At 25.7% G+C, this 23233-nt stretch carries 20 protein-coding genes and 1 tRNA gene; 20 read left to right on the forward strand and 1 reads right to left on the reverse strand.

Annotated features, from left to right (window positions below; genetic code table 4):
- From rpsK to LT335_RS02565, 15 genes are all read left to right on the forward strand, one after another.
- Positions 1-393, forward strand: a complete 393-nt coding sequence (rpsK, locus tag LT335_RS02495; protein WP_249728422.1) for a 30S ribosomal protein S11 — start codon at positions 1-3, stop codon at positions 391-393.
- Positions 394-407: 14 nt separating this feature from the next.
- On the forward strand, positions 408-1466 hold the full coding sequence (locus LT335_RS02500; RefSeq protein ID WP_249728423.1) for a DNA-directed RNA polymerase subunit alpha: 1059 nt from the start codon (positions 408-410) through the stop codon (positions 1464-1466).
- Positions 1467-1477: 11 nt separating this feature from the next.
- A complete protein-coding gene (gene rplQ / locus LT335_RS02505) occupies positions 1478-1843 on the forward strand; it encodes a 50S ribosomal protein L17 (protein ID WP_249728425.1) in 366 nt (121 codons plus the stop codon).
- A gap of 176 nt (positions 1844-2019) precedes the next feature.
- Positions 2020-4635 carry a hypothetical protein gene (locus LT335_RS02510; protein WP_249728426.1) on the forward strand — a complete coding sequence of 872 codons (2616 nt, stop codon included), beginning with the start codon at positions 2020-2022 and terminating at the stop codon, positions 4633-4635.
- 408 nt (positions 4636-5043) lie between these two features.
- A complete protein-coding gene (locus LT335_RS02515) occupies positions 5044-5631 on the forward strand; it encodes a hypothetical protein (RefSeq protein WP_249728427.1) in 588 nt (195 codons plus the stop codon).
- A gap of 125 nt (positions 5632-5756) precedes the next feature.
- Positions 5757-6134 (forward strand): hypothetical protein, encoded by a 378-nt coding sequence (locus LT335_RS02520; RefSeq protein WP_249728428.1) that lies wholly within the window; start codon positions 5757-5759, stop codon positions 6132-6134.
- A gap of 310 nt (positions 6135-6444) precedes the next feature.
- Positions 6445-7287, forward strand: a complete 843-nt coding sequence (locus tag LT335_RS02525; protein ID WP_249728430.1) for an energy-coupling factor transporter ATPase — start codon at positions 6445-6447, stop codon at positions 7285-7287.
- Positions 7263-8168 (forward strand): energy-coupling factor transporter ATPase, encoded by a 906-nt coding sequence (locus tag LT335_RS02530; RefSeq protein ID WP_249728432.1) that lies wholly within the window; start codon positions 7263-7265, stop codon positions 8166-8168. Before LT335_RS02525 ends, LT335_RS02530 begins: the two co-directional genes overlap by 25 nt.
- The gene (locus LT335_RS02535; protein WP_249728433.1) at positions 8158-9024 is read left to right on the forward strand and encodes an energy-coupling factor transporter transmembrane component T family protein; all 867 of its coding nucleotides are present in this window, start codon (positions 8158-8160) and stop codon (positions 9022-9024) included. The genes LT335_RS02530 and LT335_RS02535 overlap by 11 nt, the downstream gene beginning before the upstream one ends.
- Before the next feature lie 8 nt (positions 9025-9032).
- A complete protein-coding gene (truA, locus tag LT335_RS02540) occupies positions 9033-9824 on the forward strand; it encodes a tRNA pseudouridine(38-40) synthase TruA (protein ID WP_249728435.1) in 792 nt (263 codons plus the stop codon).
- A gap of 264 nt (positions 9825-10088) precedes the next feature.
- A complete protein-coding gene (locus LT335_RS02545; RefSeq protein WP_249728436.1) occupies positions 10089-11108 on the forward strand; it encodes a hypothetical protein in 1020 nt (339 codons plus the stop codon).
- 63 nt (positions 11109-11171) lie between these two features.
- Positions 11172-12875: a hypothetical protein gene (locus LT335_RS02550; RefSeq protein ID WP_249728437.1), complete on the forward strand. Its 1704-nt coding sequence runs from the start codon at positions 11172-11174 to the stop codon at positions 12873-12875.
- A gap of 10 nt (positions 12876-12885) precedes the next feature.
- Positions 12886-13929, forward strand: coding sequence for a hypothetical protein (locus tag LT335_RS02555; RefSeq protein ID WP_249728438.1), 1044 nt, complete (start codon positions 12886-12888; stop codon positions 13927-13929).
- Positions 13930-14425: 496 nt separating this feature from the next.
- A complete protein-coding gene (locus LT335_RS02560) occupies positions 14426-15283 on the forward strand; it encodes a hypothetical protein (RefSeq protein ID WP_249728440.1) in 858 nt (285 codons plus the stop codon).
- Positions 15284-15355: 72 nt separating this feature from the next.
- On the forward strand, positions 15356-16408 hold the full coding sequence (locus LT335_RS02565; protein WP_249728441.1) for a hypothetical protein: 1053 nt from the start codon (positions 15356-15358) through the stop codon (positions 16406-16408).
- A 73-nt stretch (positions 16409-16481) separates the two neighbouring features.
- Here the strand turns inward: LT335_RS02565 and LT335_RS02570 are convergent, their stop codons facing one another.
- Positions 16482-17822 carry a phosphatase PAP2 family protein gene (locus LT335_RS02570; RefSeq protein WP_249728442.1) on the reverse strand — a complete coding sequence of 447 codons (1341 nt, stop codon included), beginning with the start codon at positions 17820-17822 and terminating at the stop codon, positions 16482-16484.
- Between the two features lie 151 nt (positions 17823-17973).
- On the opposite strand from LT335_RS02570, the gene LT335_RS02575 reads away from it, so the two are divergent.
- The 5 genes from LT335_RS02575 to LT335_RS04550 all read left to right on the forward strand — a co-directional run bounded on the left by LT335_RS02575 (position 17974) and on the right by LT335_RS04550 (position 23230).
- Positions 17974-18050 (forward strand) — tRNA-His (locus LT335_RS02575).
- A gap of 189 nt (positions 18051-18239) precedes the next feature.
- On the forward strand, positions 18240-18593 hold the full coding sequence (locus tag LT335_RS02580; RefSeq protein WP_249728443.1) for a helix-turn-helix domain-containing protein: 354 nt from the start codon (positions 18240-18242) through the stop codon (positions 18591-18593).
- A gap of 95 nt (positions 18594-18688) precedes the next feature.
- Positions 18689-20053, forward strand: a complete 1365-nt coding sequence (locus LT335_RS02585; RefSeq protein WP_249728445.1) for a BMP family ABC transporter substrate-binding protein — start codon at positions 18689-18691, stop codon at positions 20051-20053.
- A 147-nt stretch (positions 20054-20200) separates the two neighbouring features.
- Positions 20201-21502, forward strand: coding sequence for a BMP family ABC transporter substrate-binding protein (locus LT335_RS02590; protein ID WP_249728446.1), 1302 nt, complete (start codon positions 20201-20203; stop codon positions 21500-21502).
- Between the two features lie 42 nt (positions 21503-21544).
- Positions 21545-23230, forward strand: coding sequence for an ABC transporter ATP-binding protein (locus tag LT335_RS04550; RefSeq protein ID WP_249728447.1), 1686 nt, complete (start codon positions 21545-21547; stop codon positions 23228-23230).
- Positions 23231-23233 lie beyond the last annotated feature (3 nt).

Genomic DNA, 23233 nt, shown 5'->3' on the forward strand with positions numbered 1-23233 from the left:
ATGGTTAATAAATCAACAACAAAAAAGAAAATTAAAATTAATCCTAATTTCCTTAAAGCTAAAGCTTATATTAAAGCAACTTTTAATAATACTATTGTAACTATTACTGATATTAATGGTAATGTTATTGCTTGATCAAGTGCTGGAGCAGTAGGATTTAAAGGAACAAGAAAATCAACACCTCATGCTGCACAAAAAGCAACTGAAGCAGCAGGTAAAATTGCTATGGAACATGGTGTAAAAATTTTATCAATTTATGTTAATGGAACAGGACCAGGAAGAGAACCTGCAATTCGTAGTTTACAAGCATTAAATTTTGAATTACATGAGTTAAGTGATGTAACACCATTACCTCATAATGGTTGTCGCCCACCAAAGAAACCAAGAAAATAGTAGGTGATATTGAAATGAATCAATTTTTAAGACCAAAATTTCTTTTAAATCAAGAAAATAACCATGATAATTACATGGAATTTAATGTTAATCAATTAGAGCGAGGGTTTGCGACAACTTTAGGTAATGCTTTAAGAAGAACACTTTTATCTTCAATTCCAGGAGTTGCAATTTATGCAATTAAAATTAATGGTGTAACTCATGAATTCACAACAATTAAAGGTGTAGTTGAAAATGTTTCAGAAATAATTTTGAATGTTAAAAATATTGTTTTAACTTCATATAATAATACTTTTTCAGAAAACAAAATTGAAAATTTAACATTAACTGTTAAAGGCGAACAAATTGTGACAGCAGCAAGTATTGTTTGTCCAACAGGAGTTGAAGTTGTTAATAAAGATTTAGTTATTTTTCGAACAACTAATCGTAATGTTGAATTAGAAATTGAATTTTTTGTTAAAAAATCTCGTGGTTATGCTAGTTTTGAAGAAAATAAAAAATTAGTTGGTAATGGTATGGGAATTATTGCGATTGATGCTAACTTCTCACCAGTAACAAAAGTAACTTATATGGTTGAACCAATCACAAAAACAATTAAAGGTGTTGATTATGAAAAATTACTATTAGCAATTGAAACTAATGGTGCAATTAGTCCATCAACAGCGATTGCTACAGCAGCTAAAATTTTCTTTAGTCATCTAGAATTATTTGTTAATTTAGATGACGAAGTAAGAAGTTTTGAAGTAATTGCGACTTCTGATAATAAAGAAAATGATAACTTGAATTTATTATTAGAAGATTTAGATTTATCTGCTCGCTCATATAATTGCTTAAAACGAGAAGGTTGCAAGACTTTATCTGATTTCTATCACAAGAAATTAATTGAACTAAAAGATATGGAAAATTTAGGAGATAAATCATTAGAAGATATTATTATTTCTGTTTTAACTGTTTTCCAAATCAACAAAGAATCTATTGAAAAGATTATTAAAAGTTTTAAAAAGAACTTTGATAAATGAAAAGAAAAGTCATTAGAAAATATTGTTGATGAATATAAAGAAGAAGGCAAATAAAGGAGGTAAAAATGTCATATATTAATGATTTAGGTAATACTAGTACAAAAGAATATGGTAAATTGCGAGATTTATCTAGTCAGTTAATTTTACATGGTAAATTAGTTGTTACTGAACATACTGGTAAAAAGTTACAAACTTTTGTTGAACCATTAGTAACTTTAGCTAAACGTGGAGATTTACATTCACGAAGATTAGCAATTGCTAAGCTAAGAAAAATTACTAACAAAGATAGTGATAAAGACATTGTTATTGATACTTTATTTACGACAATTGCTGATCGCTATAAAGATCGTAACGGTGGTTATACTCGTTTAATTAAAATTAATCCCAGAATTGGTGATAATGCAAAAATGGTAATTATTACATTTGTATAAGGATTTAAAGAGATGCTTTTAAAAGCATCTTTTTTTATATTAAATATAGATAAAGCAAAAAAAAAGTGATATATTAAGATAGTTAAATTAGCATTCAGTTATATTCCTTTTTAGTCACCTAGTATTTTTGTCTAAAATTAAACTGATTAGCAAAATAAAAGATGAAAGAGAAAACTATGAAAAAATATTATGGTTATGTTGATAGTGTTAAAGCAGAATTTGGCGAACGAGTTTTTAGTAGTAGAAAAAGAGTAATTAAATTTATTGCGATTTGCTTTGTCCCTTTTTTATATGCTTTTGTTTGTATTTGAGCCTTTTGAAATCCAATTCCCAAAATTGGATCAGCACCAATGGCAATTATTAGTAATGATATGCCAATTGATACAATTGCTGGGGCGACTGTAACTGGTGATTTTGCATTTGGAGAAGCTTATAGTTATTATACTGATGATAAAAATAATCAAACAATTATTGATGATAGCTTTAATTGAGATGCAACTCCTCCTAGTAATTTAGTTTTTGTGACAACAGCAAGTACAGAAATTCCTGTTGCTAATATGTTACTTCATAAAAAGATGTCATTAGTAGACAATCTAGTTAACGCTTGAAAATCAGGTAGTGTTGAAAATATTTCTTATAATAGCAGTAAAGATAAATTTAAGGTCAAAGTAAATGATAATATGACTTTAACAAATCTAAAATATTTAACTGGTGATGAAGCAGCAGCAGTAGCAACAACAAATTCTGATGGTACTTGAAATGTTAAGGACCAAAAAAAATATTGAGTTCAAGCACAAATGCCAAAAAATTTATCAAAAGATTTTATTGGTTATCTTGATGCTACTTTACAAAATTTTAATCGGACAATAGGTGGTAGCAGTGTTACAGTACAAAAATCAGCAAGTGATTTTTTAACTGATTTAAAGCAAAACAATATTCAATTTTGATCAACTTATAAACATAATTTCTTATTTGGTCAATTTATGTATATTTTTAATGAGTTTAAAAGTAGTTTATTAGTTGATATGGGACCACAAGTGATAATGCAACTAGTTTCATTAATTATGCAAGATACACTTAACAACGCAAAAGCAGCAGTAGCATTTACTGCTCCTGAAACTGTTGATGAAATTTTAACTGGGATTGCTGATCATGGTTCAACAACAACGCATTCAGCTAATTTTCAAGTTACAAAAGGTACTGAGTATGTTATTCGTAATCAAGAAATGCTAGCAGCAATTAAAGCGCAACACTCTACTTGAACTCTACCACCAATGAGTATTGAAGGAACAACAGGGACAAGTATTACTAGTGATTGAGGAACTGATGGATTTTTAAGTCTCCTTGCGAAGTTATGAAATCTTTTAATGAATGGTTCATCCGGTGATTTGATTGCTTTAACTTTATCAGCACAATTAACGCAAAAAATTAATGATAGTTTGCCACCTAATTTGGGAACGATTACGATTGATGCTGCTGGTGTCAAGAAATTATTTTCTACCGCTGGTAATATTGCTGGTTTCTTAGAACAATCTGCTACTTTGATTCCAGAAACTGATGCTAACTTTGCTATTACTGCAACTGGAGCTTTTGCCGGAACACCTTTTAATATTAAAGATTATAAAAGTTTTATGGCGCTTGCAGCACCAATATTGCGTCAACAATTTGGTTTAGTTAGTATTTTATCTAGTACTAGTTCAACAAGTCCAGCAGATATAAGTGCTTATGTAATACCATTTGGTAGTACAAGTAAGCCACAAAAAGGAACATTTGTTTACAATTTAGAATCTGATTTTAATACTATTATGTCATTAGTCTTTAATGACAGTAATAGTCAAAATAAGAGTGAACCTAGTACTTTAGCTGAAAATGGTTTTTTTCCTAATTTAGCAGGAATTGTCAAGACAAATATTATTGGTAGTCAATATAATCCATATGGAATTGGTTTAGGGCAGTTCTTCTTATGTATTGGTATCTGAGTTGGTACCTTAATGCAAACCTTTATTTATGATCGAGCAAAACGAGTTAAAAAAGCAACTCCATGGGCTTGATACTTATCAAAAACAACCTTAATGCTCGCTACGGCATGGATTCAAACAACAGTTTTAATGATTGCGATTTATGCTTTAGGTTGATCAGCAATTGGTGCTAGTTTCGGATTAATGTACTTATGAATGATGTTTACTGCAACCGTCTTTGTTTTTATTCAACAAGCCTTGTGGTACAGTGTTCAAGATGAAACAATTGGTAAGTTTTTAGTTATTGTATTATTAATTATTAGCTTATCTTCGGGTTGAGGAACTTTCCCTACCTTTATGCAATCACCATTCTTTAATGTTTTAAGTTATATTACGCCATATACCTATTCAATTCATGGTCAAGGTGCAATTATTTATAGCATTGCTACAGGTAATGGTACAAGTGCTGATAGTTTATATATTATGCAACAATTTGGTTTTTTAATTATTTGAATTGCTTTATTCTTAGGTTTTGGAATGCTTGCTGCTTATCGCAGAAATCGTGATATGCTTTATGGAACTCATCGTAGCAAAAGGTTAGCAGAAATTTTATTAGAACAAGAAATGAATCAGTATGTTGATCATAAAACAAAAAAAGTAAAGTGAAATAAATTGCCAAAAGAAGAAATGGCAGATATTCGTAAAAAAGTTAAACATCGTTATCCTGAAGAAGGACAGTTTCAATGATATAAAAGATGAAAAGCAAAAAATCATCCAGAAAAACCATTAACTGCTTCTGAAAGTGATGATGAAACAATGGCTAGAAGTGATTAATAAATTAATTTAATGGTGCTAAATTTAGTACCATTTTTTATTTATTTTAAAGGATAAAAAAGCCCAACAGCTAGGGTTGGGAATGCGAAGGCTTACTCCTTCTTGAATAATTTAATTATATCTTAAAAATATTATTTTTATCTTAATTTTTAATTTTCTTTATTATCAATCAAGAATTGGGAGTATACTTAACTATAAGTAGGTATTAAGATAAAAGAGATTAGGGACAAATAAAATAATTGATAAAAAGGTATAAAAAAGCCCAACAGCTAGGGTTGGGAATCGGAAGGCTTACTCCTTCTTGAATAATAATATTATAGCATTACTTTTAATAATATCTATTAAAATAATAAAATTTTTAAAAATATTTTTAATAAATTCTTAATTAAGAAATGGGGTAATTAATTTATGAAAAATATTGTAAAATTTAAATGATATTGAAAAAAGTTTCGAAAAGGTTGTGGAATTAAAGTTGGATTAAAAGGTGATTTTGATAAAAATGGTCAACAAAAGTATCGGCCAGGAATTATTACTAAAGTTTATCCAACTCATGTTAAAGTTCAATTAATGAGTAGTCAAGCAAGTGAATATGATGCTTTTTCAATTAAGATTAATAATAAGATTCAATATATTAGACCAATTTATTTTCGAACAGTTGATATTAATGATGTAAAGTTTATGTGAAAAGATGAAAAAGGTGAGATTATTGAAATTGATAAAAAGAGTGATTTTTTTAAAAAAGTTAGAACTATGGAGTATCAAGAATCACTTGAACAAGATGAAGGAGATCTAGATATGAAAGATGAAATGATTAAAAATCAATCATTAGAAATTAAACAATTAAAAGATGATAAAAAGATAGAACGAAAAATAATTGAAAAATTAACTTTAGAAATTAAACAATTGAAAAGTAATCAAATTATTTTAGAAAATGAAAATGAAATCATTAAAAATCAACTAAAAGAACAAAATTTATCAGAATATGAAAATGAATAAATATAGTTATAAAAATAAATTGACATTTAAGGTTGGACGTTTGAAATTTTGCTCCTTCTTAAAGAATATTATAGTAAGAATATTTTAATGTTAAAAAATAATTAAAGAAAGAAAGGTAAATTATTATGAATAATATTGAAAATCCAAAATGAGATTTAAAAAAAATGCGAAAAGGGCGAGGGATTTGAGTAGCATTAAAAGATAATCTTGATGAAAATGGTAAGCAAAGATTTCAACCAGCAATTATTATTAAAGTTTATCCAAATCATCATCTTCTAGTTCAAATAATGACTACAATTTCAAATAAATCTGATTATTTTTCAATTAAGATTAATAATAAAATTCAATATGTTAGACCGATTTATGAACGAACAGTTGACGAAACTGAAATTATCAATGTTTGAAAAGATGTTAACGGTAAAGTAATTAAACTTGATAAAAAAAGTAGATTTTTTCGTAAAGTTGCTATGATGAAATATCAAGAAGCTCTTAAAGATGACTAGTTTAGATATGAAATATCAAAATTAGCCATAAAAAACCCCAACAGCTAAGGTTGGGAATGGGAAGGCTTGCTCCTTCTTAATAAAAATATTCTAGCATGTTCATTTTGAAAAGTCTATTTAAAATAAGAAAAAAATATAATGTTACTTATTTATTTTTTAAGAAATGATATGAAAATATCATTTTTTGTTTTATTTATTGAATTACTTATTTATAAAAAATATAAATTAATATTAAATAAATTATGTTATAATTTTATATGCACTAAGTGTATCAATGTAGATTTAGTCTTTTATGGAGATGAAATAATTTATGTCACAAAATAATATTTCCTTAAAATTAAATAATGTTAGTTATCGTTATAAACCTGATTATCCAAATGCAATTGATGATGTTTCGTTTAGTATTAATCAAGGTGAGTATGTCACAATTATTGGCCATAATGGTTCTGGTAAATCAACTTTATCAAAAATCATTATGGGTGTTTTACATAACCAAAAAGGTGATATTGAAATTTTTGATCAAAAAGTAACTAATAAAAATATTAAAAAAATTCGTAAACATTTAGGAATTGTTTTTCAAAATCCTGATAATCAATTTATTGGTGCAACTGTTCGTGATGATATTGCTTTTGGATTAGAAAATCATTTAGTAGATCCGAAAAAAATGCCAGCAATTGTTGAAAAAGCAGCTCGAACTGTTGGTATGGAAAAATATTTAGATCACGAACCATTATGATTATCTGGTGGTCAAAAACAAAGAGTGGCAATTGCTTCAGTTTTAGCATTACAACCAGATATTATTATTTTTGATGAAGCAACTAGTATGTTAGATCCAAAAGGTAAAAGTGAAGTTAAAGAAATTATTTTGCAATTAAAAGCAGAAAGAAAAAAAACAATTATTTCAATTACGCATGATATGGATGAAATTTTAAATGCTGATAAAGTAATTGTTATGAATCGTGGTAAACTTGTTCGTTTTGATACACCAGATGAAATTTTAAAAGATTGAGAATATTTACAAAGTATTCGTTTAGATATTCCTTTTGTTTTGAAACTTGTTTTAGGGTTACAAGAACGAGGAGTTAAAGTTGCAAAAACTTTAGATGAAAAGGAGTTAATAGCAAACTTATGCCGATTAAATTCAAAGAAGTAAGTTATATTTACTCACCAAAAACTCCATATCAATATCAAGCTTTAACAGACATTACTCTTACTCTTCCTGATCAAAAAATTATTGCGATTATTGGTGAAACTGGTAGCGGTAAATCAACTTTGGTTCAACATATTAATGGATTACTAATTCCGACAAAGGGTGAAGTTCTGATTGATGATTTTTTAATTAAAGCTAAAAAGAAAAAAATTAAAAATATTAAAGGAATTCGTAAACAAGTTGGATTAGTTTTTCAATTTCCTGAGTATCAATTATTTGAAGAAACAATTGAAAAAGATATTATGTTTGGTCCTGTTAATTTTGGTGAAAAAAAGGCTAAAGCAAAAGAAATTGCGAAAAAATATCTTAAAATGGTTGGATTGGATGAAAGTTATTTAAATCGTTCACCTTTTGATTTGTCTGGTGGTCAGAAAAGAAGAGTAGCAATAGCTGGAATTTTGGCTTTAGAAGGGAAAACTTTAATTCTTGATGAACCAACAGCTGGTTTAGATCCCGATGGTGAAAAAGAATTATTAAAATTATTTGCTAGTTTAAATCTAAACGAAAATAAAACAATTATTTTAGTAACTCATAATATGAACCATGTGTTAGAAATTGCTGATGAAGTCGTAGTACTTCATGAAACTAAGATTCTTACTCAAGGCGATCCAGTCTCAATCTTTAAAAATCAAGGATTAATTGCCAGAACTGGAATTGAGCCACCAAAGATTTATGATTTTATTTATCATTTAACAGCTGCAGGCTTTGATACAAGTAAAATTAATGCTCGTAGTACGGAAGAATTAATTGATCAATTAGCAACAATTTTAAAAAATAGTGAAATAAAGAAAAAAGAAAACAGAGAAGATAAAAATGAAAGTTAGTTTTGGTCGATACTTACCATTAAATTCAATTATTCATAAAGTTGATCCTCGCATTAAATTGGTAGTTTTAATTTCTTTAATTGTTTCAATTTTCTTTAATACTGGTTTTACAGGTTATTGTTTTATTGCTGTTTTTATCTTAATCCTTTTTTTTAGTGCTAAATTACCAGCTTCTTTATTAGGTCGATTGTTGGTACCAATGTTATTCATTGTCGTCATTTTATTTATTCTTAATTGTTTTATTATTAAAGCAGATCAAAGTGATTCAGAAGCAATTAAGAAAATTGGTCAACTTTGACACTGAAAGTTTCTTACTGTTTCTTTTAAAGGAATTTACAGTAGTATTTATATTGGAATTCGAATTTATTTAATGATTATTACGACAACAATTTTAACAACAACGACGCAACCATTAGATTTAACTTTAGCATTGGAAGATTTAATGATGCCCTTAAAATTAATTAAATTTCCAGTTCATATTATTTCAATGATTATTTCTATTGCTTTACGATCAATTCCAACTTTATTTGATGAAGCAGGTAGAATTTTGAAAGCACAAGCTTCAAGAGGAGTTGATTTGAAAAATGGTCATTTTCGAGAAAAAATTAAGGCTTTGGTATCATTAATTATTCCTTTATTAGTTTCTGCCTTTCAAAAAGCCGAAGATTTAGCTTATGCGATGGATTCTCGTGGTTATGACCCTCAAGGAAAAAGAACAAGATTTCGTCAATTTAAAATTAATTATAAAGATATTTTATTTTTTATTTTAGGTGTTGGTCTTTTAGCTTTTATTATTACTTATCATAAAATTCCATCATTTATGCCTGCGATTCCAATTGATCATTATGTTTTATAGGAGTTAAAATGTCTAATAAAAAGCAACAAGTCAAACAAGCAAATAATCAGCAAAAAGCAACAACATATTGTGTTTGAGTTACTTATGATGGCAGTAGTTTCTTTGGTTGAGCAAAGCAAGATAATTTAAGAACAATTGAGGGCGTAATTACTAAAACTTTATCAAGAACTTTTAATCAAGATATTACAATTCATGGTACTAGTAGAACTGATAAAGGTGTTCATGCTTATGATCAAGTATTTACTTTTTCGTTACCATTTATGATTGAAGTTGAAAAGTTAAAAATAATATTAGATCAACATTTTAAAGGTGCGATTAAAATTAAAAAAGTTAAAATCGTAGCTAATGATTATAATTTACGCGATCATGTTAAAAATAAAGAATATCGTTATTATATTAATTGTGATAATTTTGATCCTTTTAAAATTAATTATCAGTATCAATATAGTCAAAAATTATCAACTTGAAAGTTAAAAAAAGTTGCTAAGTTATTTATTGGTGAACATTATTTTTATAATTTTAGTGGTTTAAAACCAACTGATAAAAATGATCCAATGCGAACAATTAAAAAAATTAAAATTTATCGAAAAAAGAAAACTGTAATTATTGCGATTAAAGCTAAAGGTTTTGTTCGTTATCAAGTACGATATTTAGTGGCAGCAATGTTAGATTATCATCATGATAAAATTACTTTATCAGAGATTAATGATTATTTATCACCAAAACAAACAGAAAAATATCGTTATCCAAAAGCACTTGCTTCAGGATTATACTTGTATAAAACAGTTCTTAATAGTTAATTTATAACTAAAAAAGTAAAAATTGCTAATTCTAATAGCTATGTATCAAATGCATTCATATTTTATATAAATAATCTTGATAATCAAATAAACAATATCACAGCAGTTGTTAATAATTTAAATATTAAAGAAAATGATTATATGAATCAAAAAATAATATTTAATAGTAAACTAAATGAACTATCAAATAATCAAAAATTTACCGAAACATTTAAATCTAATCTGAAATAATTATGATGATATTTTTAAAAATAAGGAGTATTAATGATGGATGATATAAAAAAAGAAATTAAAATAATTCAAATAAATCCAAAATTAAGATTATTTTTATTTATTATTTTTAATTGATTAGCATTCTTTTTACCAATTGCAATTATTATTTGCTTAATATTAATCCCATATTTAAATAAAAACTCTTATATATTTATTATTTTTATAATAAGTATATTTTTTTATGCAATATTTTATCACTTTAACTTTATAAAATATGGAATTAAATATCTACCAAAAGATTTATGCGAACATTATGTTAAAAAAAACACAAATCAGATTAAAAAAATCAACAATTTTGAAATTAATAGCATTAATAACTTATTTAATATAACACCAATTTGTACTGAAATATATTTCAAACAAAAGCAAAAATTTATTGAATTATCATGACTTGAAGAAAGCAATAATCGTTTAGTTGTTAACGGAAAAATTAATGATTTATATTTTTCTTGAGGAATAGTTACTAAAATGAAAAAAAATAATTTTAATTTTTTTTTATTAGCTATCCTTTATTTTAATCCAATTATTGGAATTTTTATTGGCTTAATACCAAATATACTTAACACAAAAATTTCTTTTGTACCAGCATCATTATTATGAAGACCAAAGATTAAGAAATATAGAAAATTAGGTGGTTTGGATTTATTTCCTTATAATGTTGCAAAATTAAATTCAGAAAACTACTTGATTTTTGCTGCTAAACTGCAAAAACAAAATGATTCATTCACCTTAATTCCTACTGATAACCAATATCAATGACCAACAAAAATTTCTGAAACACAAAAACGAGAACTACAAGATTTAATTAAAGAAATGTCATATTTACCAAGTATTTATATTAATCAAGATAATATTTCAATTATGATGAAAAAATATCATTACAATGACAAAGATAATAATGAATTACAAACATGAGAACTTTTAAAACAAGAAAATTCTAATAATGAGATTCAGTTTAATTACCTAAATAATGCTATTAAAATCTATCATATTTTTAATGAAACTATTTAATTAAATTTTAAGATTAAAGTAATTAGTGCTAAAATTTATGTAATAGGTCGGGGGAAAATTAGAGTGAAAAAACGAGGACATTATTGATTAATCATTGGTGGAACATTACTTTTGTCAGGAACAATTGTTGGAACTTTAACTGCAACGATATTAACTTCTGATAAAGCTCATTATTGAAATATCAATCCTTATCAAAAGTATGATTTTAATAAAGTTAAAAATACATTATTAAAAGCAGAAATAGCACCTGAATTAGTAAATCAATATTTAGAATTAACTAAAAAAATTACTGGTGTCACAAAAACCAATGAAATTATTAAAGCGTCAGAACTATTAGATTTAGATAATAAAATCATCAACTCAATTTCTCAAAGAATAATTTGAAACAATGAAAATACCTATCAAGTGCAAAGTAAAATTGATCTTGTTAAACCAATCTTAATGCAATTTTACGAATACTATGATTATATTTATGTTAAACAAAATAACTTGCAAAATGATACTTTAAATAATATGCAATTAAAAAGTTCTAATACTGATTTATATAAATGAAGTATTGGTGCAACTATTAGTGATTATAGTTTAATTAAAAACTATTTAACAAGTGCCCAAGAAGCCTGAATTAGTAAAATGAGTATGAGTTACATTCTTAAAACTTTCCTAAATAAAAAAATAGTTTTATATAACTCATTAATTGATGAAACTAATGATGAAATTGCTAATATTAATCAAGAAATTAAAACATTATTAGGAAACAAAAATCAATTACTAATCACGAAAATTGATGCTGAAAATCACAAAATATTATTAAGTAACATGCTATCTTCAATCAATTCATGAGAAACAAAGCTTGATATATGATTCAATTTAGCTATAATAGCATCTGCTGCTCAAATAGGTATGGAATGATTTCCGCCAGTAGCTTGAGCATTGGTCGCAGTGACCTTAAGTTTAAGTTGAAAATATTCAAATGTTGAAAAGCAAGCTAATAAAGATTTAAATTTACAAACTAATAATATTCAAGAATGAATTGATAAAAAAAGTAAAATTAGAGATATAGTAGAGGTAGTGTTTAAAGCCATAGTACAATTACTTGAAAAAACTCTTATTCACGCAATAGAAGTCGCAGCTGAAATGATAGGATATATAGTGGCTTTTGTTGGAATGACATTTTTAACACTAGATTTTGGAATTCAAAATATTATGTTTGCAGACTTAAAATCAAAAATTGCTAATCCTGATAGTGATATATCAAATACTATTAACTCTTATATTAATGAACTTGATTATCAAATGAATGATATTTCGATAACTATTAATAACTTAAATGATAAAGAAAATGATTATATGAATCAAAAAATAATATTTAATAGTAAATTAAATGAACTAGCAAATCAAAATCAATTTTTTAAAGAATTTGATACTATGAATACTCAAACCTTTACTGAAACAAAGTTTTTCACTACTAATCAAATTGAAAATTGACAAAAAGCAATTCAAGAAAAATATGGATATCTGACAGAAAATTCAGTTACTACCGATGATTTTATTGTAGCATTTAGTAATGAAAGAAATAACTTTAATAATAAATATTTTAATGTTCAAAATCAAGAAAAAGAATTTATTAATAATTACAATAATAATGATAAAGAATATTTCATTAAAAATTTACTATCATATATTGATAATCCATTAAAAAATAATTCAACATATTTTAATGATTTAAATCTAAATTGAAATAACTATGAAGATATTTTGAAAAAGTAAAGAGGGCAAGATGGGTAATAATGATGGAAAAAATGAAATTAAAGTTAAACAAGTAAACCCAAAACTACGATTATTTTTATTAATTTTTTCTTATTGACTATGAACTTTTTTACTAATTTTTGTTGTATCAAGATTTAAACCTTTAATTCTTGAAATTCCTTTTTTCCAAAAACATATGTATCTGGCTTGAATTTTATTAGGTCTTTTTTTTCTTTTAACATTTTTTAATTTATATATAAGTATTAAAATTGGAGTTAAATATTTACCAAAAGATTTACAAGAATATTATCTTCAAAAAAATAATCAAGACATTCAAAAAATAAAAAGTCTTGAAATTACTAATGTCACACAATTATTTAATGTTAAGCCAATGTGTCAGGAAATTTATTCAAAAGATCCAAAAACTAGTATAAAAAAATTTATTGAATTATCATGAATTGAAAAAAGTAATAATCGTTTAGTTGTTAACGGAAAAATTAATGATTTAGATTTTTCTTGAGGTATAGTGACTAAAATGAAAAAAAAGAATTTTAAAGGCTTATTTCTTACTATTTTATATTTTGGTCCAATCCTAGGACTAGTTTTTATATTGCAAATAAGAATCCTTCTTAACTCAGTAGATTTGTTTAAAATAAGTAAAAAAGAAAAAAGATATACTAATTATAAAAAACTAGGTTGCTTTGATTTAGTTGCTAAAAATATTGGTGAAATAAATTCTGAAAACTATTTAATTTTTGCAGCTAAGCTCAAAAAATCAATTGATTCAATCATCTTGATTCCTACTAATAATCAATATGATTGACCGGCAAATCTTTCTGAAGCACAAAAACAAGAACTACAAGATTTAATTAAAGAAATGTCATATTTACCAACTATTTATATTACTCAAGATAATATCTCAATTATTATGAAAAAATATTATTACAATGCCAAAGATAATAATGAATTACAAACATGAGAACTTTTAAAACAAGAAAACTCTAATAATGAGATTCAGTTTAATTACCTAAATAATGCTATTAAAATCTATCATATTTTTAATGAAACTATTTAATTAAATTTTAAGATTAAAGTAATTAGTGCTAAAATTTATCTAATAAGTTGAGGGAAAAATTAAAAATGAAAAAACGAGGACATTATTGAGTAATCATTGGTGGATCATTATTTTTGTCAGGAACAATTGTTGGAACTTTAACTGCAACCATATTAACTTCTGATAAAGATCATTATTGATAATTCATTAAAAAATAATTCAACATACTTTAATGATTTAAATTTAACCTGAAATAATTATGATGATATTTTTAAAAATAAGGAGTTTAATAATGCGTAATAATAATTTAAAAAGTGAGATTAAAGTCAAGCAAATAAATCCTAATTTTAGATTATTTTTATTCATTATTTTTAACTGATATATTACCATAATACCTTTTGTTCTTCCTATTTGTATGATAATCTTGATCTCAAAAGAAAAAAACTATAATTTAATTTGAGCAATGATATTTCTCTTTGTTTCACTTTCGCCTATTTTATTTCATAGACTTTTTATTATGGGTATAGGAATTAAATACTTACAAGAAAATTGGTTTTCATATTATGTTCAAAAAAATAATGAGCAACTTCAAAAAATAAAAAATCTTGAAATTATTGATATTACCCAGTTATTTAATGTACTACCAATTTGTGATGAAATATATCAAAAAAATAAAAGATTTGAATATAGAACAAAACGAGAATTTAAAAAACTATCACAAATTGAAGTTAGTGCTAATCGTTTAGTTGTTAATGGAAGAATTAATGATTTAGATTTTTCTTGAGGAATAGTTACAGAAATGAAAAAGACTAATTTTAAAGTTTTCTTACTTGCTATTTTATACTTTGGTCCAATTTTAGGAATTTTTCTTGGATTATTCCCACAAATGTTTGTCAATGCTATTTATGCTCAACCAAGATGAGTTCGATATAGACTTGATTATCATAGAAAATTAGGAGGAATTGACTTATTTCCTTATAATGTTGGTAGAGTAAACTCTGAAAATTATTTAATTTTTGCTGCTAAACTTCAAAAACGAAATAATTCAATGACTTTAATTCCTAACGATAATAAATATCAATGACCAATAAATGTTTCTGAAAATCAAAAACAAGAACTTGAAACTTTAATTCAAGCAATGTCATTTTTACCAAGCATTTATATTTATCAAGATACAATATCAATCATGATGAAAAAATATCATTATAATGCCAAAGATAATAATGAATTACAAACATGAGAACTTTTAAAACAAGAAAATTCTAATAATGAAATTCAATTTAATTACCTAAATAATGCTATTAAAATCTATCATATTTTTAATAAAAGCAATTTTGAAGCTGAAAAGACTTTGTTTAATATCAATAAAAATTAACATTTTAATTAATGATTTGAAAAATAATATGAAATAATTATGATGATATTTTGAAAAAGTAAAGAGGGCAAGATGGGTAATAATGATGGAAAAAATGAACTTGAAGTTAAACAAATAAGTCCTAAACTTAGATTATTCTTATTAATTTTTTGCAATTGATTTTGATTTTTACTACTAATTTTTATTGGTGGAGGTTGAGCTTCTTGAAGTCTTAAAATTTCTTTTTTTCAAAATCATATGTACATAATTTGAATTTCACTAGGTTGTTTTATTCTTTTAACATTTTTTAATTTATATATAAGTAGACGAATTGGCATTAAATACTTATCAAAAGATTTGTATCAATATTATTTCAAAAAAAATAATAATCAATTAGAAAAAATAAATAATCTTAAAATTACTAATATTACCGAACTATTTAATGTAATGCCAATTTGTCAGGAAATTTATTCAAAAGATCCAAAAATTAATATAGAAAAATTTATTGAATTATCTTGAATTGAAAAAAGTAATAATCGTTTAGTTGTTAATGGGAAAATTAATGATTTAGATTTTTCTTGAGGTATAGTCACTAAAATGAAAAAAAACAATTTTAAAGGTTTCTTACTTGCTATTTTATATTTTGGTCCAATTATCGGAATTTTTGCTGGAATGTTGATGTCAACTACTCTTAATGCAGTAAATCTTTCTGAAATGAATCAAAAAGATGAATATACTAAATATAAAAAACTAGGAGCTTTTGATTTAATTGCTAAAAATATTGGTGAAATAAATTCTGAAAACTATTTAATTTTTGCAGCTAAGCTCAAAAAATCAATTGATTCAATCATTTTGATTCCTACTAATAATCAATATGATTGACCGGCAAATCTTTCTGAAGCACAAAAACAAGAACTACAAGATTTAATTAAAGAAATGTCATATTTACCAAGTATTTATATTAATCAAGACAATATTTCAATTATGATGAAAAAATATCATTATAATGCCAAAGATAATAATGAATTGCAAACATGAGAACTTTTAAAACAAGAAGATTCTAATAATGAAATTCAATTTAATTACCTAAATAATGCTATTAAAATCTATTATATTTTTAATGAAACTATTCTTGGCACAGAATAATTGATTAATATTTAAAATAAAAAGTAGTAAGTATCTTTTTAAACTCTTACTACTTTATGATTAGATTATAATTTTAAAATAATTTGTACTTTTCATTTTTTATAATATTTACTTTTTTAGGTGATGATATTAATGGTGCTGGTGTTGGTAATAATTCTTGTTTGTTAGTTTTTAAAAGATTTAATTTTTTAGCAAATAGTTTATTCATAACAAAGTTAACAATAATAGCAATGATACTTGTAAGAATAATTGTAAATGCAGTATCAGACATTCAATGCATTCTTTCCATAACTAAAGCAAAATTCATTGAAAGAAAATGAATTATTCAAATGATAAAGAAAGTCTTAATTCATCAGTTAGCCTTACCTTTATTATTTTTTTTATAAAAAATATATAGTAATGATCCAACACCACAAGTTGCATTCATATGACCACTTGGGAAAGCTAGTTGTCAAGGATTTTTATAATGTGGCATATTAGGATCATATCTTAATGGCAAGGAAGATTTTCATCATGGATATTGTAGTTCTGGAGGAATGTTGTTATTAAAACCACCCGGTTCACCAAGAGACGGAGCACCGTAACCTAAACCAATTCCAGAATGAGGAGTTTCTAAATATTTCTGAACTAATTCAGGGTGTTTTTTTCCAAATGCTTCAAATAAATCACCAAAGATGGTATTAAAATAATAAACTCGATTCATTGTTCCTTTTAAAATTAGGACAATAATATAACCAAAGACAAAAAATGTTAATACTTTTGCAGATTTAAATCATAAATGTTCTGTTAGTAGGCGATTGGTTTTAGCTAATTTATAACGAACATAATAGAAACCAAAACCTAAAATTATTGTTTGATAGATGATTGCGACAATTCCACCTGTTACCCGATATTTAATGCTATCTAGTAAAGTAGTATCAATCTTTGGTCCAAAAGTACCATTTCTAAGTGCAATTCAAGTTACTCTTGAAATACTAAAAGCAAGAAAGCCAATAATTGCAGCAAGATAATATATATTAACAATTCAATAATTTTCTTTTCATCATAATTTTTTTTGTGCAATTTTTTTTAAAAATATTGATTCAAATAAAAGTGCAATATAAATCATCATCACGGCAATTAATTCAGTATTTCCTGAATAACCATAACCGCGACTTCAATATTTACCAAATTCAGTAGATAATCCTTTTGAAATTACTTCAGCAATTTTAAAATCAATTGAATATCAACTAGTAGCAATTAAAAGACCAATATTAGCAAGAACAATAATTAATATTGGAATAAAAAAGAATCAAAAATTTGTTTTCTTTTTAGTGAAAAAATCTTTTTGTTTTTTTAAATTTGCTTCTTGATTGTTAATTATTTTTATTTTATTTTTTATTTTATTAGTAATTTTAAATTTGATAGTGTTCACTTGTAGCCTCAATAGTTTAAAGTTTACTTTAAATTAATACTAACATAAATTTTTTAAAAAAGATTAAAATCATTTTAACTTGAACAAGAATTTGAAAAAAACCTTTTTTGGTAATAATTTTTAATGTATAATATATTAGGTTTTAAAAATGGCGGTTGTGGCGTAGCGGTCTATCGCATCGGTTTGTGGAACCGACATTCGTGGGTTCAAATCCCATCAGCCGCCCCATTAATTTAATAACTTTTTATTTAAGGTTTTAATTTTTATTAAAATCTTTTTTTTATTTTCTTTTAAAATAGGTACCACTTTAATTTCGTTAATTTATACAAATATTAGATAATAATTTATTGCTTTTTTATTTTAGTTTAATAATAAATTTGATATTTTTTTAAAATTAATTGAGAAAGGGGTTTGATAGTGGCCATTGAAACTGAAATTAGAAAGAAGCGGTTAAGACTTGGATGAACGCAAGTGCGTTTAGGCGAAATTGTTGGTGTAAGGCAAGCAACAATTAGTAGAATTGAAAGTAATGCTAAAAGAACTTCATGGGGACTATTAGAAAAGATTTTGATTGCTTTAAATGTTGATATTAAAGATATTAATACGATTACTAATAATTTTATTTTAAAAGAAAGTGATATTGACTTATTTTTAAAATTATTATTAGCTCATTCAGAAATTAAAACAAATATTTTATATAATCCAATTCATTCGGCACGAGTTATTATTGATGCTTATAGTAAGGGTCAGTTGAATTTTACTAATAGATAGAAGAAAACTTATTGTTTTAAAAAGTTATAATAATTATGTATACTTTATATCAATTTTATAATAAGATAAAGTAATTATTATAATAGGTGTTGAAAATGAAAAAATTATTAAAACTTTTTGGTATTAGTTTATTTTTTTTAAATAGTGCAATTGTTCTTGTTGCTTGTCGACCTGCTAGTTTGGGTGAAGTTTGAATCCTTACTGATGGTGGTGATTTATTTGATAAAGCATTTAATCAGCAAGTACTTGAAGGTAGCAAAGATTTTGTTGCCGAATTTAATGAAAATCGTGAATTAATTAGTCAACTGTCTGGTTTTGAAAATTGAGCCAATCAAAAAATGCGTTTAAAATCAATTGCTTCTAAAGATGGTGATTTAACAACATTACAAAATAATTATAATATTGCTAGTTATGCTGGTGCTAAAACAATCATTTGTATTGGTTTTCATCATATTAGTGCTTTAACACCAAAATTGCAGCAAGTTTATCAAAAATTAGGTGTCCGATTTATTTTAGTTGACGCAGAACTTAGTAGTCCAATTAATGTTGCTGGTTTAACTTATGCATCAGATCAATCAGGTTTTTTATCTGGTCTGGCTGGAGCAATTTGATTAGTTGCTAATTATGAAAAATATGAAACTAATGGTGGTTTAAAAATGTCAACTTTTGGTGGTTTGCCATCTGATGTGATTGTTAGAACAATGATGGGCTATTATTGAGGTGTTGAATATTTTAATCAATATAAAGATACTGATAGTAATATTTTATTAATGGTTAATGCGATTCGTACTAATCTTGGAAAATCATTATTAAGCCAAACAGATTTGACAAATCAAAATATTATTTTTGATAAATTACAAAATAGTTTTTCTAATGGTTTTAATTCAGGTTCATTAGATGCTAAAAATATTACTAATCAATTGATTAATGAAAATAAAAATGATATAGTTCTACCGGTTGCTGGATCACAAACAACTGATTTAATTTCAGCAATTGAAAATTCACAAAATAATAGTTCAGCTAAAATTATTGGTGTTGATGTTGATCAAAGTTTGCAATATGATTATGCTAAAAATTATTTTGTTACTTCAGCTTTAAAAAAAATTCGCTCTTCAATTAATTGAATGTTGTGAAATTCTTTTAACTTAACAAAAGATGAAACAAATAATGAAATTAGTAGTCAGTCTGGTGATGAGTATTTTAATGGTACAGGAGAATACTTGCCACTTAGTGGTGAAAAATCTACTGGGATTTCTAATAATGAACCAATTGAAGAAATTTATCAAACATTAGTTGATAATAAGTACTGAGATTTAGCAACAAAAGTTTCTGCTGCATATGTTGATCTTAATAATGATTTAGCAAGTAGCACTGATGCAAAGAAATGAAATAATGCTTGACAAAATTTGATTGATAAAGATAATCTTAAATATCGTCCTAAGTTTGAAGATGGTGAATAAATTAACTTTATTAGTTAAGTTTAGGAGTAAGAATGAAAACAATAAAATTAATTTTAAATAAATATTAAAAAAGGGAAAGTTTTTTGCTTTCTCTTTTTTATTTTTGTATTAAAATGTATTAAATTATGACATGAAAGGATGCAATTAATGAAAAAAATAATTAAAGTTTTAATAGCCATTGCTTTTTCTAGCGTAACGACTAGTTCAATTATTGCTTGTACTAATCCGTTTATTAATGGTAATGTTATTAGAATTTCAATTGTTACTGATGGTCATCCAGTTAAAGATAAATCTTTTAATGAATCATCTTATCTTGGTGTAATAAAATTTCAGAAAGAATTTCAACAATGAACTAATCGTCCTGATGAGTTAAAAAATAAACAAGTAATTATTACTCCAATTGTTCCGTTAACGATTGATGAAAATACTTTTATCCAAAGTTATGGACAAGCAGTAGTATTAAATAGTGCGGTAACAATTGCTTCTGGTTTTGTCCAAAATTCTGCTTTAGTTCGCGCCCAAAATTCGACTTTAAAAAATCTTATGCGTTACATTTATGTTGATGGTGATACACCTGAAGTAGAATCTGCTAATAAAAACTTAGCAGGATTATTATATAATGCAGAGCAATCTGGTTTAATGGCAGCAATTGCTGGCGCTGTTTGATTAATTGCACATACTGATGAATATGGTGGTTTTGATGATTTAAAAATGGCAACTTATGGTGGACTTAATATTCCGACAGTAACAAGTTATATGTATGGTTTTTATTGAGGATTAGATTTAGTTAATAATAGTACCGGAGATTTTAATCAAACTTTAAAAAATTGAGTTCAGAAATTAAATCCTAATTATGATGTTAGTGCTGCATTACCAAAAATTAATTTTCTTGCTTTAAAAAATCAATTTAGTGGTAATTTTAATCAGGCTTCTCCGGCATCGAAAGCAATTAATAGTTCTTTAGTTAATAATGGTGCTGATATTATTTTTCCAGTTGCAGGTCCGCAAATTTCTGATACTTTGGCTGCTTTGGCAAATAAAGGTAATGGTAAAGTGATTGGTGTTGATACTGATCAACAATTACAATATCATGAAGCAGCTGATCGTTTTATTACTTCAGCTTTAAAAAATGTTGCAACATCAGTTGATTATATGTTATGACGAGCAATTGGTTATGATGAAACGACAGAACATAATCCAATTAGTTCAGAAGAAATTGAGACAACTTTTAAAGAACCAGCAGAATATCGTGGTGGCTCAGATTTTGTTGGAATTGCAAAAAATCAAGCAATTGAATTAATATATGATGATATTATTAATAGTAATAATTTAATTGCTCCTGATGGTTTTTTAGATCAAATTTCGCAAGGATGACAAAAAGTTTTAGCTGAAAATACTAATGATTTATGAAGTTCCGGTCAAAAGATAAATCCATTTACTTTAAATTAATCTTAATTGCTTAAGATAAAAAAGAAAGAAAGGGTTAGCAAAATGGTAAATAAAGTTGAAAAAAATCAAGAATATGCAGTAGAAATGCAAGAAATTACTAAAGTATTTTTAAATACGATTATTGCTAATGATAATATTTCTTTAAAAGTTAAAAAAGGTGAAATTCATGCTTTAGTTGGTGAAAATGGTGCTGGCAAGTCAACTTTAATGTCAATTTTATTTGGTTTATATCAGCCAACTAAAGGTTTAATTAAAATTAATGGTAAAGAAGTAATCATTGCTAATTCAATTAAAGCAGGACAATTGGGAATTGGTATGGTTCATCAACATTTTAAATTAGTTGATAATTTTACAATGTTGCAAAATATTATTTTGGGTCATGAAGCAGTTATTAAATGACAATGATTGAATTTTAAAAAAGCTAAAAAGGTAATTAGTGATCTTTCTGAGAAATATAAATTAAATGTTGACCTTAATTTAAAAGTTGAAAATGCTAGCGTTGGTATGCAACAAAGAGTAGAAATTTTAAAAGTATTATATCGTGGAGCAGATATTATTGTTTTAGATGAGCCAACAGCAGTTTTAACACCGCAAGAAATTACTAGTTTATTAACCATTATTAAAGAATTAAAAGCAGCTGGGAAAACGATTATTTTTATTAGTCATAAATTAGATGAAGTAAAAGCAATTGCTGATAGTATTACTGTAATTAGAAATGGTAAAGTAATTGATAGTTTTCCAACAAAAAAACAAAGTGCTAAAGCAATTGCTGCTTTAATGGTTGGTCATGAAATTGTACCAATCAAAAATCAAGGCAAAGTTAGTTTGGGACCAGTTGTTTTGAAAATTGAAAATTTACATGTTAGAAAAATGAATAGTATTAATCAGTTACCAGCGTTAAATTTTTGAAATAAATTTAAGTTTATCCTTAAAAAAGGATTTCAAAGTGTTAAAGATGTTTCTGATGATATTAGAGAGCAAGTTTTAGGTTTAGAAAATTTCAATCTTGAAATTAAAGCAGGAGAAATTGTAGCAATTGCTGGTGTTGAAGGTAATGGTCAAAGTGAATTAATTTATAGTTTAACTGGTTTAATGAAAGTAGCAAAAGGTAAAGTTTTCTTTAATAATAATGAAGTAACTAATTTTAATGCGAAAAAATTATATCAGCGTGGTTTAAGTCATGTTCCTGAAGATCGACATAAATATGGTTTAGTTTTAGACTATACAGTTATTGATAATATGGTTTTACAAAATATTGATCAATATCCCTTTTCAAAAGTTGGGTTATTAAGAAGAAAAGCAATTCAATATTATGCGCAAAAGATTCTTAAAAATTATGATGTTCGTGGTAGCAAAAGTGGTTTTGCTTTAGCACGAGGGCTTTCTGGTGGTAATCAACAAAAAGCTGTTGTTGGTCGGGAATTAATCCGGCAACATCAAATTTTAATTATTGCTCAACCAACTCGTGGTTTAGATATTGGAGCAATTGAGTATATTCATAAACGAATTTTAGAAGAAAAAACTAAAGGTAATGCTGTGCTATTAATTTCTTATGAATTATCGGAAGTGATGACATTAGCAGATCGGATTGTTGTTTTACATTCAGGTCAAGTTACTGGTGATGTATTAGCAAAAAGTGTCAAAAAAGCAGAAATAGGTTCAATGATGGCTGGTCAAGTTTGAAATAAAATTGATAAAGAAACACAAAATGTTAAAAAAACAAAGTAGGAG

It is taken from the genome of Spiroplasma attinicola, assembly GCF_023509825.1.
Classification (GTDB): Bacteria; Bacillota_I; Bacilli_A; order Mycoplasmatales; family VBWQ01; genus Spiroplasma_D; species Spiroplasma_D attinicola.